The sequence below is a fragment of the Streptomyces sp. BBFR25 genome (genome assembly GCF_044590125.1).
GTDB classification, from domain to species: Bacteria; Actinomycetota; Actinomycetes; order Streptomycetales; family Streptomycetaceae; genus Streptomyces; species Streptomyces canus_D.
The window spans coordinates 1,210,441-1,227,973 of the sequence record NZ_CP172447.1 but is presented as its reverse complement, the minus strand read 5'-3'; the positions used below and the strand labels follow the sequence as shown (position 1 = coordinate 1,227,973).

The following is a 17,533-nucleotide window of genomic DNA, read 5'->3' as shown; positions in this document are numbered from 1 at the left end:
GATCAGGAGGGACCCCATGACCGACATCCCCGACACCCCCACGCAGCTGTTCCTCGGCGGTGCCTGGGCGGACGCCGCGGACGGCGCCGTCATGCCCGTGGACGACCCCGCCACCGGCGAGATCCTCGCCCACGTCGCCGACGCGGGCCCCAAGGACGCCCGGCTCGCCGAGGAGGCGGCGGTCCAGGCGCAGCAGGAGTGGGCCAGGACGGCACCCAGGGCGCGTAGCGAGATCCTGCGCCGCGCCCACGAGATCGTGCTGGAGCGCACGGACGAACTGGCCCGCCTGATGACCTCCGAGATGGGCAAGCCGCTCGCCGAGGCCCGGGGCGAGGTCGTCTACGCCGCGGAGTTCCTCCGCTGGTTCTCCGAGGAGGCCGTCCGGATCGACGGCGGGCACGGGGTCCTGCCCGACGGACGCCACCGCATGCTGCTCTCCCGGCGCCCGGTCGGCCCCTGTCTGCTGATCACTCCGTGGAACTTCCCGCTCGCCATGGGCGCCCGCAAGATCGGCCCGGCGATCGCGGCCGGCTGCACGATGGTGCTCAAACCGGCCCCGCAGACCCCGCTCTCCAGCCTGGCGCTCGCCGCGATCCTCAAGGAGGCGGGACTGCCGGACGGGGTGCTGAACGTCGTCACCACCTCCAGGGCGGGCGAGGTGTGCGAGCCGCTGCTGCGCGGCGGGCGGATCCGCAAGCTGTCCTTCACCGGTTCGACGGCCGTCGGCCGGCTGCTCCTCGCCCAGTGCGCGGACACGGTCGTGCGGACCTCGATGGAGCTGGGCGGCAACGCGCCGTTCGTCGTCTTCGACGACGCGGACCTGGACGCCGCCGTGGACGGCGCGATGGTCGCCAAGATGCGCAACATGGGCGAGGCCTGCACCGCCGCCAACCGCTTCTTCGTGCACCGCTCGGTGGCTGAGGACTTCGCCGACCGGATGGCCCGGCGGATGGGGGCGCTCGTCGTGGGCCCCGGGACCGACGACGGCGTGGACGTCGGCCCGCTCATCGACGCCGCCGGGCGGGCCAAGGTCGAGGACCTGGTCGCCGACGCGGTGGAGCGCGGCGCCCGGGTGCTGGTGGGCGGCACCACACCCGAGGGGCCCGGCTGCTTCTACCCGCCCACGGTGCTCACCGACGTCGCGCCGGACAGCCGTCTGATGGGCACGGAGATCTTCGGCCCGGTCGCGGCGATCCTCACCTTCGACGAGGAGGACGAGGTGGTCCGCCGCGCCAACGACACCCCGTGGGGGCTCGTCGGCTACGTCTTCACCGAGGGCCTGGACCGCGCGCTGCGGGTCAGCGAGCGCCTGGAGGTCGGCATGGTCGGCCTCAACACCGGCCTGGTCTCCAACCCGGCCGCGCCCTTCGGCGGCGTCAAGCAGTCGGGCCTGGGCCGGGAGGGCGGCCGGGCCGGGATCGAGGAGTTCCTGGAGTACCAGTACGTGGCGCTGCCCAACCGGTGACGGAGAAGGCTTTGCATGGTCATGCGTAATCATGCATACTCTTCCTATGTCCAAGGTCCTCACCTCCCTCCCCACCGGCGAGCGCGTCGGTATCGCCTTCTCGGGCGGCCTCGACACCTCGGTCGCGGTCGCGTGGATGCGTGACAAGGGCGCCGTCCCCTGCACGTACACCGCCGACATCGGCCAGTACGACGAGCCCGACATCGCCTCGGTGCCCGACCGCGCGAAGACGTACGGCGCCGAGGTCGCGCGCCTGGTCGACTGCCGCGCGGCGCTGGTCGAGGAGGGACTGGCCGCGCTCACCTGCGGGGCGTTCCACATCCGCTCGGGCGGGCGTGCCTACTTCAACACCACGCCGCTGGGCCGTGCCGTCACCGGCACGCTCCTCGTGCGGGCGATGCTCGAGGACGACGTCCAGATCTGGGGCGACGGCTCCACGTTCAAGGGCAACGACATCGAGCGGTTCTACCGGTACGGCCTGCTCGCCAACCCGCAGCTCAGGATCTACAAGCCGTGGCTGGACGCGGACTTCGTGACCGAGCTGGGCGGCCGCAAGGAGATGTCGGAGTGGCTGGTCGCCCACGACCTGCCCTACCGGGACTCCACGGAGAAGGCCTACTCCACCGACGCCAACATCTGGGGCGCCACCCACGAGGCCAAGACGCTGGAGCACCTCGACACCGGTGTGGAGACCGTGGAGCCCATCATGGGCGTGCGGTTCTGGGACCCGTCGGTCGAGATCGCGCCCGAGGACGTGACCATCGGCTTCGACCAGGGCCGCCCGGTGACGATCAACGGCAAGGAGTTCGCCTCCCCGGTCGACCTGGTGATGGAGGCCAACGCCGTCGGCGGCCGCCACGGCATGGGCATGTCCGACCAGATCGAGAACCGGATCATCGAGGCCAAGAGCCGCGGCATCTACGAGGCCCCCGGCATGGCCCTGCTGCACGCCGCCTACGAGCGCCTGGTCAACGCCATCCACAACGAGGACACCCTCGCCCAGTACCACACCGAGGGCCGGCGGCTCGGCCGGCTGATGTACGAGGGGCGCTGGCTGGACCCGCAGTCGCTGATGATCCGCGAGTCGCTCCAGCGCTGGGTCGGCTCGGCGGTCACCGGCGAGGTGACCCTCAGGCTGCGGCGCGGCGAGGACTACTCGATCCTCGACACCACGGGCCCGGCGTTCAGCTACCACCCGGACAAGCTGTCCATGGAGCGCACCGAGGACTCCGCGTTCGGTCCCGTGGACCGGATCGGCCAGCTGACCATGCGCAACCTGGACATCGCCGACTCCCGCGCCAAGCTGGAGCAGTACGCCGGGCTCGGCCTCATCGGCACCGCCAACCCCGCCATCGGCGCCGCCCAGGCCGCCGCGACCGGGCTGATCGGCGCCATGCCGGAGGGCGGCGCGCAGGCCATCGCCTCCCGCGGCGAGGTCTCCGCCGAGGACGAACTGCTGGACCGCGCCGCGATGGAGTCCGGCACGGACTGATCCCACCGTCCCCCGCGACCGGGGGCCACGCACCGGCGAGGGCCGGCTCGACGCCTGAGGGCGTCGGGCCGGCCCTTGTTGTTTTGCCACGTCTGTTGCTCACCCTCGTGCACGACTTGCGTGCCTTGCATGCTTCGAACGGCCCATCCGGCTTTCTCCGGTCCTCTCTTGCCAGTTCACGTGCCACGCAAGAGCGGTGCAAGCAACGCAAGCTGTTTACGTGCCAATTCCCGCCTCTACCGCGACCGTTGACAAACCGGTGACGCGCTAGAAACCTGATGACGCACTTTCCGCAAAGAATCGACTGTCCTGCTCAATTGGCGCGCAGAGTCGGTGCTTCCCCCCAACTGCCGGACCGTCGCGCCCTCCCCGACTCCCCACGGAACAGAGGACCCCCATGAGACGGAGATCTCTCGGCCGACGGACGCTCACGGGCGCCGCCGTCGCCGGGCTGATGACGGTCGGGCTGCTGCCACTGCCCCTGGCCACCGGCGCGCAGGCGGCGTCGGCGCAGGTGACGGCCGCCGCCGACGTCAATCTGGCCCTCGGCCGCCCCGCCAAGGCGGGCGGCTCGCACGGCGCCTACCCGGCGGGCAACGCCACCGACGGACAGCAGGCCACCTACTGGGAGGGGCCGGCCGGTTCCTTCCCGCAGTGGCTGCAGGTCGACCTCGGCACCGCTCGTGAGGTGGACCGGGTGGTGCTCAAACTGCCCGCCGGGTGGGAGAGCCGGACCCAGACGCTCTCCCTGCGGGGCAGCACCGACGGCTCCGCGTTCCACAGCCTCGACGCCTCGGAGGGACGGGCGTTCGGCCCGGCGCAGGCGGGCACCGTCGCCATCGACCTCGACTCACCCTCCGAGGCCCGCTACGTCCGCGTCGACGTCACCGGCAACACCGGCTGGAACGCCGCGCAACTGGCCGAGGTCGAGGTGTACGGCGACGACGTCGACACCGGGCCGCCGCCCACCGGCACCAACCTCGCCCGCAACAAGCCGGCCGAGGCCACCTCCACCACCCAGAACTACGTCGCCGCCAACGCCACCGACGACTCCACCTCCACGTACTGGGAGGCCGCCGGCAACCCGGCCGACCTCACCGTCAAGCTCGGCGCCGACGCCGACGTCAGCGGTGTCGTGGTCAAGCTCAACCCCGACCCCGTCTGGGCCGCCCGCACCCAGAGCATCCAGGTGTTCGGACGGGCCCAGGGCGAGAGCGCCTTCACCTCGCTGCGCGAGCGCGCCGACTACGCCTTCAGCCCGGGCCAGGACAACGCGGTGACCATCCCGGTCAGCGGCCGGGTCTCCGACGTACGGCTCCGGTTCTTCTCCAACACCGGCGCCCCCGGCGGCCAGGTCGCCGAGTTCCAGGTCCTCGGCAGCGCCGCACCCGCGCCCGACCTCACGGTCACCGGCCTCGACTGGTCGCCCGCCGCGCCGAACGAGCGCGACGAGGTCACCGTCAACGCCACGGTCCGCAACGCCGGTACCGCGGCCTCGACCGCGACCACCACCGAAGTCACCGTGGAGGGCGTCGCGGCGGGCAGCGCCGCGGTCCCCGCGCTCGACCCCGGCGAGTCCGCCGAGGTCGCCGTCGCCACCGGCACCCACGCGGCCGGCAGCTACGCGGTCGCCGCCGTGGCCGACCCGAAGGACACCGTCGCCGAACTGGACGACACCAACAACAGCCGCTCCGCCGGCGACCGCCTCGTCGTCGACCGGGCGCCCGGACCCGACCTCGAGGTGCGCTCCGTCACCACCAACCCGGCCAACCCGGCGGTGGGCGCCGAGGTCTCCTTCACCGTCGCCGTGCACAACCGCGGCACCAGCGCCGTCGAGGCGGGCTCGGTGACCCGCGTCCAGGCCGGCTCCACCACCCTGGACGGCACGACCGGGCAGGTCGCGGCGGGCGCCACGGTGAACGTCCCCATCAGCGGCACCTGGAAGGCGACCGGCGGCGGGGTCACCCTCACCGCCACCGCCGACGCCACCGCACGCGTCGCCGAGACCAACGAGAACAACAACGTGCTCGCCAAGTCCCTCGTCGTCGGACGCGGCGCCGCCGTGCCGTACACCGCGTACGAGGCGGAGGACGGCCGGTACGACGGCACCCTGCTCACCACCGACGCCAAGCGGACCTTCGGGCACACCAACTTCGGCACCGAGTCCTCGGGCCGCGCGTCCGTCCGGCTCGACTCGACCGGCGAGTACGTCGAGTTCACCTCCACCACACCCACCAACTCCATCGTGGTGCGCAACTCCATCCCCGACGCCCCCGGCGGCGGCGGAGCCGAGGCCACCCTCAGCCTCTACGCCGACGGCCGGTTCGTGCAGAAGCTGAACCTGTCGTCCAAGCACAGCTGGCTCTACGGCAGCACCGACGACCCGGAGGGCCTCACCAACCGGCCCGGCGGTGACGCCCGGCGCCTCTTCGACGAGTCCCACGCGCTCCTCGACCGGACCTTCCCGCAGGGCACCGAGTTCCGCCTTCAGCGCGACTCCGGCGACTCGGCCGCCTTCTACGTCGTCGACCTGATCGACCTGGAGCAGGTCGCGCCCGCCAAGACCAAGCCCGCCGAGTGCACCTCCATCACCGAGTACGGGGCCGTCCCCGGCGACGGACTCGACGACACCGACGCCATCCAGCGCGCCGTCACCGACGACCAGAACGGCAGGATCGACTGCGTCTGGATCCCCGCCGGGCAGTGGCGCCAGGAGCAGAAGATCCTCACCGACGACCCGCAGAACCGCGGCCAGTACAACCAGGTCGGCATCAGCGACGTCACCATCCGGGGCGCCGGGATGTGGCACTCCCAGCTCTCCACCCTGACCCCGCCGCACGAGGCCGGCGGCATCAACCACCCGCACGAGGGCAACTTCGGCTTCGACATCGACGACAACACGCAGATCTCCGACATCGCCATCTTCGGCTCGGGCACCATCCGCGGCGGCGACGGCAACGCGGAGGGCGGCGTCGGCCTCAACGGCCGGTTCGGCAAGGACACCAAGATCAGCAACGTGTGGATCGAGCACGCCAACGTCGGTGTCTGGGTCGGCCGCGACTACTCGAACATCCCCGAGCTGTGGGGCCCCGCCGACGGCCTGGAGTTCACCGGCATGCGCATCCGCGACACCTACGCGGACGGCATCAACTTCTCCAACGGCACCCGCAACTCCACCGTCTACAACTCCTCCTTCCGCACCACCGGCGACGACTCGCTCGCGGTCTGGGCCAACAAGTACGTGAAGGACACGTCCGTGGACATCGGCCACGACAACCACTTCCGCAACAACACGATCCAGCTGCCCTGGCGGGCCAACGGCATCGCGGTGTACGGCGGTTACGGCAACACCATCGAGAACAACGTCGTCTCCGACACCATGAACTACCCCGGCATCATGCTCGCCACCGACCACGACCCGCTGCCCTTCTCCGGGCAGACCCTCATCGCGGGCAACGCCCTGCACCGCACGGGCGGCGCGTTCTGGGGCGAGGCGCAGGAGTTCGGCGCCATCACCCTGTTCGCCCAGGGGCAGGACATCCCGGGCGTGACCATCCGGGACACCGAGATCCTCGACTCGACCTACGACGGCATCCAGTTCAAGACGGGAGGCGGCGCGATGCCGGACGTGAAGATCGAGAACGTCCGCATCGACAAGTCGAACAACGGGGCCGGCATCCTCGCGATGGGCGGTGCCCGCGGCAGCGCGACCCTGACCGACGTCACGATCACCAACTCGGCCAAGGGGGACATACGGATCGAACCCGGCTCCCAGTTCAAGATCAACCAGTAGACCGGCCGAGAGGAGCCGGCCAGTAGGAGCCGGTCTCGGCAGGAGCCGGTCGTCAGCGGCCGACCTGGCCGGAGCCGGTCAGCGGGAGACCGCCCGGCGGCGCGGAGCACCACCGCGCCGCCGGGCTTCCGCCGCGCCCGGGAGCCGACCGGGTGTGCGCTGGACGGGGACGCGGGTGTCGTCCTCAAGACGCGCGGCGTTGAGTTCGTTCACCGCGCCGATCGCGTCGCCGATCGTCGCGTAGTCCACCGCGATGAAGTTGACCGGCCTGCCGCGCTGCCGTTCGCAGGTGTGCGCCCGCTCCAGCACCCGCTGGCGGGAGTTGACGACCCCGGCGTCGAGCCGCAGCCCGCCGCCCGCCGTGACGAAGTGGTTCAGCAGGAACAGCCGCTTGTCCGAGCCGCCCCGGTTGGGCAGGCAGGACATCTCGTCCGGGCTGCGGAAGGCGAACGGCGTCTCCATGCCGTACCGGTAGAGGTTCCGGTACCAGGGCGCGGGCCCGTCCGCCTTCTCCGCGAAGACGACCAGCCGCCGACCGCTGTCGATCATGTCCCCCAGCTTCGGCCACGGACGGTCCGGGTCCGGGTCCGGCTGGTACAGCAGGTCCGACAGCCCGGCCCGGACGAAGGCCTCCTGGGTCGTCTCCGCGTCCACGCCGTCCTGGAGGATCAGCGTGACGATCTCCGTGGGGTTGTCGCGCAGCCACTCGCCGATCTGCCGCAGCGTCGGCTCCAGTTCGAGGGCCCCGGCGCCGCACACCGAATGACACAGCCACAGGCCCGGGTGGGGCGGGTTCACCCGTCCCAGGATCGTGGTCAGCCGACGGCGCTCGGCGGGGGAGAAGTCGGAGGTGCTGAGCCGCTCCGCGACCTCCTCGGCCCGCTCCCAGCGGTGGGTGTCGAGCAGCAGGACCCGTGATCCCGCGCCCAGCTGGCCGACGATGTCCGGGTCCTGGAGGGGGCCGATGAACCGGTCGGCGGTCGTCGCCATCGCGTTGTGCGACGCGAGCTGGGCGATCTCGTCGTAACGGGCGTCGCACAGCTGGGCGCTGCCCTGGCAGATGCGCGGGGAGGAGCCGGTGATCGCCACCGGCGCCAGCATCGTCCCGACGAGGGCGACGGCGGTGACGGTGAAGGTCAGCGCCGGAACGTGCCGCGGATCGGTGAGGACCGGCACGCTGGGCCGGGTCTGCCAGACCCAGCCGACGGTGATCAGCAGGGCGCCCGCGGCGAGCAGGATCACCGCGACGACGACGGCGGTGGTCAGCAGCCGGTCGAGCGCGGCGGCCTGGACGTCGGCCAGCAGCCCCTCGGCGGCGGGCGGCCACGACGGCGGCGTGCCGAACAGCGTGTCGCCCAGCGTGAGCCGCAGCACGAGCACGCCGAGGGCCATCAGGGCGGCGGCGGCCGCCGGCACCCAGCCCAGCGGAATCAGCCGGCGCTTGGCGGGCGACGGCGTCAGGAACCACAGCAGGGTGAGCGCGGCGGCGCACAGCACGGCCGCCGCCGGTTCCACCACGTCCTGGAAGAGCCGGGTCACGTTCCGGGCGCGGTCCAGTGGCGCCAGTGCCTCGGTGCCGGGTTGGACGTCGACGGTGACGACCCAGGTGCCCTGCCGCGCCTCCCGCAACAGCTCCTCCGCGGTCTCCCGGACCTGGTCGGTCAGGGCCACCGGGGCGATCGCGGCCAGGGCCGAGGCCACGTCGCCCCGGTCCAGCGCCGTCATCACGGTGGATCTGATCCCCTCGCGCGTCGTGCCGTCCGGCACCAGACCCATCAGCGCGTCCGTGGCCGCGACCGCCTGGCCGTGCGAGAGCGGCAGCGTCGGCAGCTCGTCCAGCGGTGCCTCACCGGCCACCACCTGCGCCGCCAGTTCCGACACGCGTTGCACGAAGGCCTGGAAGTCGGGTTCGGACCGCTTCTGCAGCGCGGCGACGGCGTCACCGAAGTACGCCTGGCTGAGCCGCTCGACGTTCGCGACGACGGGCTCCAGGTCGACCGTGATCCGCAGCCGGTCGCGGTCGCCCTCCAGGTAGTGGACCATTTCCGCGATCTGCCCGTCGCCCATGGTCCGCAGCGTCTCCGGCGGGATCACCACCTTGAGGTTCGAGGTGATGGTCGACTGCGGCACCGGCAGCCGCTCCAGCAGGTCGCTGGTGAACGGCGTACTGCCCGGGTCCACCAGCACCTCGTCGTAGAAGCGCTGGTAGGCGCGCTCGTCCTCCAGCACCTTGCCGTAGAACCCGGGGTCCAGCACCGTGCTGCGGACGACGGCCGCCGAGGCCAGGACGGTCAGGCTCAGCACCGCCACGCACCGGACCAGCACCTCGACCCAGGGCGGGCGCAGGACCTGTGCGTTCATGGAACCATTCTCGTATCAACGGGGTGTGCCCTCACACGCATGCCCCGGCCGGGGCCGCCGATACGTGTCGGCCTCCGCACGCGCGAGGGGCGGTGGGGACCGTCGTCCCACCGCCCCTCGTGTGGCCCGTGCCGCGGATCAGACCGCCGGAGCCGGATACGTCGGGTACTCCACGCCGGAGACGTGCTGCACGACGCGGACGACCTGGCAGGAGTAGCCGAACTCGTTGTCGTACCAGAGGTAGAGGATCGCGTTGTCGCCCTCGACCTTCAGCGCGCCGGCGTCCACGATCGAGGCGTGGCGCGAGCCGATGAAGTCGCTGGAGACGGCGTCGGGCGCGCTGATGAAGTCGATCTGACGCTTGAGCGGCGAGGTCAGCGACACCTCGCGCAGGTGGTCCACGACCTCTTCGCGGCTCGCCTCCCGGGCCAGCTGGAGGTTGAGGATCGCGATCGACACGTCCGGCACCGGCACCCGGATCGAGCTGCCGGTGATCCGCGCCTTGAGGTCGGGCAGCGCCTTGGCGACCGCCGAGGCGGCGCCGGTCTCCGTGATGACCATGTTCAGCGGCGCGCTGCGGCCGCGGCGCTCCGACTTGTGGTAGTTGTCCAGCAGGTTCTGGTCGTTGGTGAACGAGTGCACCGTCTCCACGTGACCGCGCAGCACGCCGTACTCGTCCTCCATCGCCTTCAGCGGCGGGACGATCGCGTTGGTGGTGCAGGAGGCGCAGGACAGGATCCGCTCGTCCGGCTTGATGGTGTCGTGGTTGACGCCATGGACGATGTTCGGGACGTCGCCCTTGCCCGGCGCGGTCAGCACGACCTTGTCGACGCCCGGACGCAGGTGCTTCGACAGGCCCTCGCGGTCGCGCCACTTGCCCGTGTTGTCGATGAGGATGGCGTCCTTGATGCCGTACGCCGTGTAGTCGACCTGGCTCGGATCGTCCGCGTAGATCACCTTGATGGCGTTGCCGTTGGCGAGGATCGTGCTGTTCTCCTCGTCGACGGTGATCGTGCCCTGGAACTGGCCGTGCACGGAGTCACGGCGCAGCAGCGAGGCGCGCTTGACGATGTCTTCGGCGGCCCGCTCGCCGCCGCCCCGGACGACGATGGCGCGCAGCCTGAGCCCGTTGCCCGAGCCCGCCTTCTCGATGAGCAGCCGGGCGACGAGGCGGCCGATGCGGCCGAAGCCGTACAGGACGACGTCGCGGCCCTCACGCCGGTCGATCTTGTTGGCGCCGGTGGCCCCGGCGACGGCCTCGGCCGTGAACTCCTCGACCGACAGGCCCCGGTCGTCGGTCCGGTAGGTCGCGGCGAGCATGCCGATGTCGATCTGCGAGGGCCCGAGGTCGAGCGTGGTGAGCGCCCGCAGGAAGGGCATCGTCTCGCCGACCGACAGCTCCGCCCCGGCGATCTGGCGGGCGAAGCGGTGGGTCTTGAGGATGCTGACCACCGACTTGTTCACCAGGGAACGGCTGTGCAGCAGGATCGTGACGTCCTGCTCCCGGTGCAGCTTCCCGATCATCGGGATCATCGATTCCGCGGTCTCTTCGCGGTGCTTCCAGTTGGTGAACGAGTCGTCGTTGACAGTCACGTCTCTATCTTTCGAGCTAGGCGGCGCTCATATGCTAACCCCATCATGATGATGATCGATCAAGTGGGCCCCCGGCCGATCAGATGAGTACGGGGCCGGGCGTCCGTCTCGAACAGGATTGCGCCGTGGACGTACCGGGTACGCGAGGCTGGACCGTGTCCGCGCCGATGATCCGTGCGGGCCGCCACACCGCCGCTACCAGGGAATCTGCCATGGAGACACCCGCGAACGACCACCCCGTGACGCCCGCCCAGCGGGCACTGGACACGCTCGCCGAGACCCCGGAGGCCGCTGACAACACGGCGGCGCTCGACACGCTCGCGAGCAGCGACGTCCTCGTGCCGGTGCCCGACGACGCGAACGACCAGGACGCCGCCGATCCCGGCATGCTGGCGCTGCCCGTACTGGAACAGCAGGGCGGCCGTCAGGTGGTGCCCGTGTTCACCTCGGAGCTGGAGATGGCCGACCTGCTGCCGTACGTCTCCCGCTACCGCATGGTGCCGCTGGGCGCCCTCGCCGCGCAGTGGCCGGCCGACGACCTCTCGCTGTCCATCGACGCCGGCTCGGAGCACCGTCTCACCCTCACGTCGGACGGCGTACGCACCCTGCTGGCCCGCCCTTAGGGGTTGAGCCGGTGGCGAGGGCCTCCGCTCCCGTCAGGGGCGGGGGCCCTCGTCGTCGCCGAGCGTGCGGGCCAGCGCGGCCCGCTGCAGCGGCAGTATCTCGGCGTGCAGGTCCCGGCCCCTGGGGGTCAGCGCGACGTACACGCCGCGCCGGTCCTCCGCGCACATGGAGCGCTGCACCAGCCCGTCCTTCTCCAGCCGGGCGATCAGCCGCGACAGCGCGCTCTGGCTCAGGTGGACCCGGCCGGCCAGGTTCTGCACCCGGCACCGGTCGCCGGCACCGGGCCCCTCGGTCACGAGGAGGTCGAGCACCTCGAAGTCGCTCGCGCCCAGGCCGTACGGGTGCAGGGCCCGGTCGATCTCGCACATCGTGCGCGCGTGCGCCGACAGGATGTCCCGCCACCGTTCCTCGAGCCGCGCACCGGCCGTCCTGGCTCCCATGTGTGAACGGTAGCACCGGAACCGATATTGGTTGAATGTGCAAATGGCCCGGTTGCCGGACAACGGGACCCCGGCTGCGGGAAGGTGGAGGCACACGGCAGGGGCGGGCTCGCGCGGAGGTGAGGACGAGATGCTCAGGACCCCCGTGCACGGCACGCGTCTCGACATCCTGGAGTGGCTCAAGGACCCGGCCGCGCACTTCCCGGCGCAGCGCCGCGTCGACCCCGTCGAGCACGGTGTCCACGCGGGCCCCGTCGCCGCGAAGCTCGGCGTCCCCCGCCGGGTGGCCGAGACCCACCTGGGGCTGCTCGCCGCTCTGGGCCTGCTCCGCGCCCGGAGGATCCGCCGCCGCACGTACTACCGGCGCGACGAGGTGCGGATCGCCGAGGTGGCGCGGATGTTCGAGAAGGGCTGGTAGGCACGGGCACCCTCCCGGAGCGACCAGCCACCCTCCCGGAGTGACCCGGGCGCCGCCCCGGCGCTACGCTGAGGATCGGCCGCGGCCCGCAGGGGCGCGGCGCGGCGGTGGGGCCCGCCGTACCCGAACCGCGGCTCAGGCGCCGCCGACGGTCCCTACTTGACTTGCGCAGGGGGCGCCCCCTGCCCGGCGAGTAGGAGACGTACGACCATGACAGTCCCCAGGACCCGGCGCCCCGGCGGGCTCCGGGCCGCCGTCCGGAGACGGTCCGGGTGGCGCGCCCAGGCACCGGTCGTCGCAGTGGTGGCCCTCGGCGGCGGCACCGGCGCCGCCGCCCGCTACGCGGCCGCCCTGTGGTGGCCGACGCAGAGCGGGACCTTCCCCTGGACGACCTTCGGGGTCAATGTCGCGGGCTGCGCCGTGATCGGCGTGTTCATGGTGGTCAGCACCGAGGTGTGGACCGCGCACCGCCTGGTCCGGCCCTTCTTCGGCACCGGCGTGCTCGGCGGCTTCACCACCTTCTCCACCTACGCCGTCGACACCCGCACCCTGTTCGCCGACGGCCGGGTCCCCACCGGCCTGGCCTACCTCGCCGCGACCCCGCTCGCGGCACTCACGGCGGTGTGGCTCGCCGCACGGGCGGCCCGCCGGGTCCTGAAGTGGAGGCAGTCATGACGAGGCTGACCGGCAGTGCCCTGCGCCTGACCGTCCACGTTGAGGTCGTCGGGTACGAGGGCCGGAGGCCGTCGTGAACTGGCTACTGGTCGTCGCGGGCGGCATGGTCGGCGCCCCGCTGCGCTACCTCACCGACCGGGCCGTGCAGTCCCGGCACGACTCCGGCTTCCCCTGGGGCACCTTCACGGTCAACGTGATCGGCAGCCTGGTCCTCGGGCTGCTGACCGGCGCCGCCCTGGCCGGGGTGGCCGGCTCCGAGCTGCGGCTGCTGCTGGGGACCGGGCTGTGCGGCGCCCTCACCACGTACTCGACCTTCTCCTACGAGACGCTCCGGCTGACCGAGACCGGCGCGCGCCTGCAGGCCGCCGTGAACGTGGCGGGGAGCGTGGCGGCCGGCCTCGCGGCGGCGTTCGCGGGGGTGACTCTGGCCGACGCGCTCTGGACCTGACCCCGGGCACACAGCCGGGTGTAGTAGGAACTGGATGCCATGAGCGCCATCAGCATCGGTCAGGCCGTCGTCCTCGGAGCCGTCGAGGGGGTGACCGAGTTCCTGCCCGTCTCCTCCACCGGACATCTCAAGATCGTCGAGGGGCTGATGGGCATCCCGGTCGACGACGACGCCGTCATCGGCTTCTCCGCGGTCATCCAGGTCGGCGCGATCGCCGCCGTGCTCGTCTACTTCTCCAAGGACATCGCGCGGATCGTCTCCGCCTGGGCGCGCGGGCTGCGCGACCCGGAGGAGCGGTACCACCACGACTACAAGTTCGCCTGGTGGGTCGTCTTCGCCACCATCCCCATCGTCCTCGTCGGCCTGGCCGCCAAACCCCTGATCAAGGGACCCCTCGCCTCGCTGTGGGTGGTCGCGGGCTCGCTGATCGTCGGCAGCGGCGTGATGTGGTGGGCCGACCGCACCGGCCGGCACAAGCGGGGCGAGGACGACACGTCCTTCAAGGACGCGATGCTGGTCGGCGGCTCCCAGATCCTCGCCCTGCTCTTCCCGGGCTTCTCCCGCTCCGGCGCCACCATGTCCACCGCCCTGATGCTCGACCTCGACCGGGTCGCCGCCACCCGGCTGTCCTTCTTCCTCGGCATCCCGGCCCTGACCGGGGCGGGCCTGTACGAGCTGAAGGACGCCCTGGGCACCGGAGCGGGTGCCGCGCCCCTGGCGGTCGGCACCCTCGTCTCCTTCGTGGTGGCCTACGCCTCCATCGCCTGGCTGCTGAAGTTCGTCGCCAAGCACTCCTTCAACGCGTTCGTGATCTACCGGATCGCGGTCGGCGTCCTGCTGTTCGGGCTGCTCGGCGCGGGCGTGCTGCACAGCTGACCGCCGAGCGCCGCCCGGTCAGCGGGCCGCGCGCAGCGGCTCCCCGACGCTCCTCATGTGCCGCAGCGCCTCGCGGTGCGAGGCCAGCAGCCCCGTCTGGTGGTACGGCACGCCCAGCTCGGCGCAGTACGCCTCGGTGATGGCCTGGGCCCGGCCCAGGGCCGGGGTCGGCATGCTGGGGAAGAGGTGGTGCTCGATCTGGTAGTTCAGGCCGCCCATGAAGGCGTCGACGAGCACGCCGCCCCGCACGTTGCGCGAGGTCAGGACCTGACGGCGCAGGAAGTCCAGCCGCATGCCCTCCTCGATCATCGGCATGCCCTTGTGGTTGGGCGCGAAGACCGAGCCCAGGTAGATACCGAACAACCCCTGGTGCACGGCGAGGAAGACGAGCGCCTTGCCCGGGGAGAGGACCGTGAACAGGCCGCCGAAGTACAGCGCGAAGTGGGCCACGAGCAGCGTGCCCTCCAGGACCGGCCGCTTCACGGCCCGGCTGCCCAGCGCCTTGAAGCTGTTGAAGCTCAGGTTGAGGCCCTCCAGCGTCAGCAGCGGGAAGAACAGGGCGGCCTGGTGCCTGCCGACGAACCGCGGGAGCCCGGTCGCCCGGCTCGCCTGCCCCCGCGACCAGACCAGGATGTCGGGGGAGACGTCCGGGTCCTTCTCCTCGTGGTTCGGGTTCGCGTGGTGGCGGGTGTGCTTGTTCATCCACCAGCCGTAGCTCATGCCCAGCAACAGGTTGGCCACCAGCAGGCCGCCCGCCTCGCTGGGGCGCCGGCGCGTGAAGACCTGCCGGTGGGCGAGGTCGTGGGCCGCCAGTCCGAGCTGGCCGAAGACGACGGCGAGCGCGACCGCGACGAACAGCTGGCTCCAGCTGTTCCCCAGGGAGACGAACGCGGCGACACCGCCGGCGAGCGCGAGGGCGACGGCGCCGAAACGGACCGTGTAGTACAGCGGGCGGCGCCGGAGCAGATCCGCGTCGGCTATGCGCCGGGAGAGTTCGGAGAAGTCGCTCCCCTTCTCGCGTCCCTTTTCCCGTGCGGGCGTGGGCAGGCTCTCGACGAGCACCGTTGATTCGACCATGTACTTGAGTATGTGAACGGCTTCCCGTGCGCAGAATGGCGTCCGCCCCCGAACCGGGGGTGAGGCCAGCACCACCCCGGCACGGGGGCCCACCCACCGTCGGCCTCCCGCCGCCCCGACCGGCCCGGAGGGAGAATGGCGATCATGAGCACACCGACGACCTTCCGGCCGGTCCTGGAGCGCATCGCCGAGGAGATCGAGCGGACCCCGGGCAGCGGCCGGCCCGCCGACTACATCCCCGCCCTCGCCGCCCGCGATCCGCGCCGCTTCGGCATGGCCGTCGCCGAACTGGACGGCACGGTGTACGGGGTGGGGGACTGGCGGGAGCCGTTCTCCGCGCAGTCCCTCACCAAGGTCTTCACCCTCGCCCTCGACCTGGCCAGGGAGGGCGACGCCCTGTGGGAACACGTGGGCCGCGAGCCGTCCGGCAACCCGTTCAACTCCCTGGTGCAGCTGGAGTACGAGAACGGCATCCCGCGCAACCCGTTCATCAACGCGGGCGCCCTCGTCGTCACCGACCGGCTGCACACCCGCACCGGAGACGCGGCCGGCGAACTGCTCGCCTTCCTGCGCGCGGAGAGCGGCAACCCGGACCTCACCCACGACGAGGAGGTCGCCGCCTCCGAGGCCGCGCACGGCGACCGGAACGCCGCGCTGGCGCATTTCATGGCGTCGTACGGGAACATCGACAACCCCGTGCCGGTGCTCCTCGAACAGTACTTCCGCCAGTGCTCCGTCACCGCCTCCTGCGCCGACCTCGCCCTGGCGACCGGGTTCCTGGCCCGGCACGGCATCCGCGCCGACGGCACCCGGCTGCTCAGCCGCAGCCGGGCCAAGCAGGTCAACGCGGTGATGCTGACCTGCGGGACCTACGACGCGGCCGGCGACTTCGCCCACCGGGTGGGACTGCCGGGCAAGAGCGGGGTCGGCGGCGGCATCATCGCGGTCGTGCCCGGGCACTGCACGCTGTGCGTGTGGAGCCCCGGCCTGGACGAGCGGGGCAACTCGGTGGCCGGGGTGGCGGCCCTGGACCGCTTCACGACGCTCACGGGACTGTCGGTGTTCTGAGCGTGCGCGAGGCCTGGGTCAACTGCCGTCGTCCCGTACGAGTTTGAGGCGCAGGACGAGTGCCACGACGCCCGCGCCGAGCGCCGCGACGCCCAGGATCGCGCCGGTCTCCGGCCAGCCGGGACCGTCCTCGGCCGGCTTCACCGCGGTCGCCGCCGCGGGGGCGGCCTGCGGTCCCTGCCGGGGCCGGACGCCCTCGTGGGCCAGCGAGCCGACCGGGTCGACCTCGCCGGCCGCCTCGAAGCCCCAGTCGAGCAGCGACCGGGCCTCCTCGTACACGGCGTGGCCGCCGCCCTCCTGCGGGTTCATCACCGTGACGACCAGGGTCCGTCCGTCGCGGCGGGCGGCGGCGATGAGCGTGTTGCCGGCGTTGCTGGTGTAGCCGTTCTTGACACCGATCAGCCCCGGGTACGGCTCCACCCCGTCGGCCCCGGTGAGCAGCCGGTTGGTGTTCACGATTCCGTACGAACTCCCGTCGCGGCCGGGGAACAGCGCGTCGACCTTGGCGCAGTACCGGGCGAAGTCGGGGCGCCGCAGCCCCTCCCGGCCGAAGACGGCCAGGTCGTACGCCGAGGAGACCTGACCCGGGGCGTCGTACCCGTCCGGCGAGCGGACGTGGGTGTCGAGGGCACCGAGCGCGCGGGCCTCGGCCTGCATCCGGGCCGCGGTGGCGCTCCAGCCGCCGGTGAGCGAGGCGAGGACGTGCACGGCGTCGTTCCCGGAGTTGAGGAAGACGCCGTTCCACAGGTCGGAGACGCGGTACGTCTGGCCCTCGACGACACCGACCAGGCTGCTGCCCGGACCGATGCCGGACAGGTCCTCGGTGCTGACCTCGTGACGGATGCCGCCCGGCAGGGCGGGCAGCACCGCGAGGGCGAACAGCGTCTTGAGGGTGCTGGCCGGCGGCAGCCTGCGGTGCGCGTCGTTCGCCGCGAGCACGTCGCCCGTGCCGGCGTCGGCCACGACCCAGGACAGCGCGGAGACATCGGGAACCCGGGGCGCTCCGGGGTGCGGCCGGACCTGGGTGCCGGAGCGGTGCAGCGGCGACGGCCCGGCCGCCGCCACGCCGCCGGGCGGGCCGGGGTCCGGCCGCTCGGCGGGGGCGGCCGCGGCGGCCGGCACGAGCGTCAGCAGTCCGGCCACGCAGAGCATGCAGGACGAGCGAGCCGTCCGGGATGCCCGGGATGAGAATCCGATAGTCAT

General features: G+C 71.9%; 14 protein-coding genes. 9 read left to right on the top strand and 5 right to left on the bottom strand.

Annotation, left to right across the window (positions count from 1 at the left end; genetic code table 11):
• Positions 1–25: 25 nt before the first annotated feature.
• The 3 genes from ACGH52_RS05415 to ACGH52_RS05405 all read left to right on the top strand — a co-directional run bounded on the left by ACGH52_RS05415 (position 26) and on the right by ACGH52_RS05405 (position 6,750).
• Positions 26–1,465 (top strand): NAD-dependent succinate-semialdehyde dehydrogenase, encoded by a 1,440-nt coding sequence (locus ACGH52_RS05415; protein WP_399946640.1) that lies wholly within the window; start codon positions 26–28, stop codon positions 1,463–1,465.
• A gap of 46 nt (positions 1,466–1,511) precedes the next feature.
• Positions 1,512–2,957, top strand: a complete 1,446-nt coding sequence (gene argG / locus ACGH52_RS05410; RefSeq protein WP_059297376.1) for an argininosuccinate synthase — start codon at positions 1,512–1,514, stop codon at positions 2,955–2,957.
• A gap of 397 nt (positions 2,958–3,354) precedes the next feature.
• Entirely contained in the window at positions 3,355–6,750 is a 3,396-nt protein-coding gene (locus ACGH52_RS05405) for a CARDB domain-containing protein (RefSeq protein WP_399937946.1), read from the top strand.
• Between the two features lie 78 nt (positions 6,751–6,828).
• Here the strand turns inward: ACGH52_RS05405 and ACGH52_RS05400 are convergent, their stop codons facing one another.
• Both ACGH52_RS05400 and ACGH52_RS05395 read right to left on the bottom strand, forming a co-directional pair.
• A complete protein-coding gene (locus ACGH52_RS05400) occupies positions 6,829–9,111 on the bottom strand; it encodes a hypothetical protein (protein WP_399937944.1) in 2,283 nt (760 codons plus the stop codon).
• Positions 9,112–9,249: 138 nt separating this feature from the next.
• On the bottom strand, positions 9,250–10,704 hold the full coding sequence (locus ACGH52_RS05395; protein ID WP_059297373.1) for a glyceraldehyde-3-phosphate dehydrogenase: 1,455 nt from the start codon (positions 10,702–10,704) through the stop codon (positions 9,250–9,252).
• A 212-nt stretch (positions 10,705–10,916) separates the two neighbouring features.
• Here ACGH52_RS05395 and ACGH52_RS05390 point away from each other — a divergent pair, with 212 nt between their 5' ends.
• Positions 10,917–11,327, top strand: a complete 411-nt coding sequence (locus ACGH52_RS05390) for an SseB family protein (protein ID WP_076973082.1) — start codon at positions 10,917–10,919, stop codon at positions 11,325–11,327.
• A gap of 33 nt (positions 11,328–11,360) precedes the next feature.
• On the opposite strand, the gene ACGH52_RS05385 is transcribed toward ACGH52_RS05390, so the two are convergent.
• Positions 11,361–11,768 carry a MarR family winged helix-turn-helix transcriptional regulator gene (locus ACGH52_RS05385; protein ID WP_076973081.1) on the bottom strand — a complete coding sequence of 136 codons (408 nt, stop codon included), beginning with the start codon at positions 11,766–11,768 and terminating at the stop codon, positions 11,361–11,363.
• Between the two features lie 130 nt (positions 11,769–11,898).
• On the opposite strand from ACGH52_RS05385, the gene ACGH52_RS05380 reads away from it, so the two are divergent.
• From ACGH52_RS05380 to ACGH52_RS05365, 4 genes are all read left to right on the top strand, one after another.
• Positions 11,899–12,186 (top strand): helix-turn-helix domain-containing protein, encoded by a 288-nt coding sequence (locus ACGH52_RS05380; protein ID WP_076973080.1) that lies wholly within the window; start codon positions 11,899–11,901, stop codon positions 12,184–12,186.
• A 210-nt stretch (positions 12,187–12,396) separates the two neighbouring features.
• The gene (crcB, locus tag ACGH52_RS05375; protein WP_121702879.1) at positions 12,397–12,861 is read left to right on the top strand and encodes a fluoride efflux transporter CrcB; all 465 of its coding nucleotides are present in this window, start codon (positions 12,397–12,399) and stop codon (positions 12,859–12,861) included.
• A 73-nt stretch (positions 12,862–12,934) separates the two neighbouring features.
• Complete coding sequence (gene crcB, locus ACGH52_RS05370) at positions 12,935–13,309, top strand: fluoride efflux transporter CrcB (RefSeq protein WP_399937941.1); 375 nt, start codon at positions 12,935–12,937, stop codon at positions 13,307–13,309.
• Between the two features lie 39 nt (positions 13,310–13,348).
• Complete coding sequence (locus ACGH52_RS05365; RefSeq protein WP_123621720.1) at positions 13,349–14,185, top strand: undecaprenyl-diphosphate phosphatase; 837 nt, start codon at positions 13,349–13,351, stop codon at positions 14,183–14,185.
• Between the two features lie 18 nt (positions 14,186–14,203).
• Here the strand turns inward: ACGH52_RS05365 and ACGH52_RS05360 are convergent, their stop codons facing one another.
• Positions 14,204–15,262, bottom strand: coding sequence for a fatty acid desaturase family protein (locus ACGH52_RS05360; RefSeq protein WP_399937939.1), 1,059 nt, complete (start codon positions 15,260–15,262; stop codon positions 14,204–14,206).
• A gap of 135 nt (positions 15,263–15,397) precedes the next feature.
• Here ACGH52_RS05360 and ACGH52_RS05355 point away from each other — a divergent pair, with 135 nt between their 5' ends.
• Positions 15,398–16,330, top strand: a complete 933-nt coding sequence (locus tag ACGH52_RS05355) for a glutaminase (RefSeq protein ID WP_171987020.1) — start codon at positions 15,398–15,400, stop codon at positions 16,328–16,330.
• Between the two features lie 18 nt (positions 16,331–16,348).
• On the opposite strand, the gene ACGH52_RS05350 is transcribed toward ACGH52_RS05355, so the two are convergent.
• Positions 16,349–17,533: a D-alanyl-D-alanine carboxypeptidase family protein gene (locus ACGH52_RS05350; protein ID WP_210975430.1), complete on the bottom strand. Its 1,185-nt coding sequence runs from the start codon at positions 17,531–17,533 to the stop codon at positions 16,349–16,351.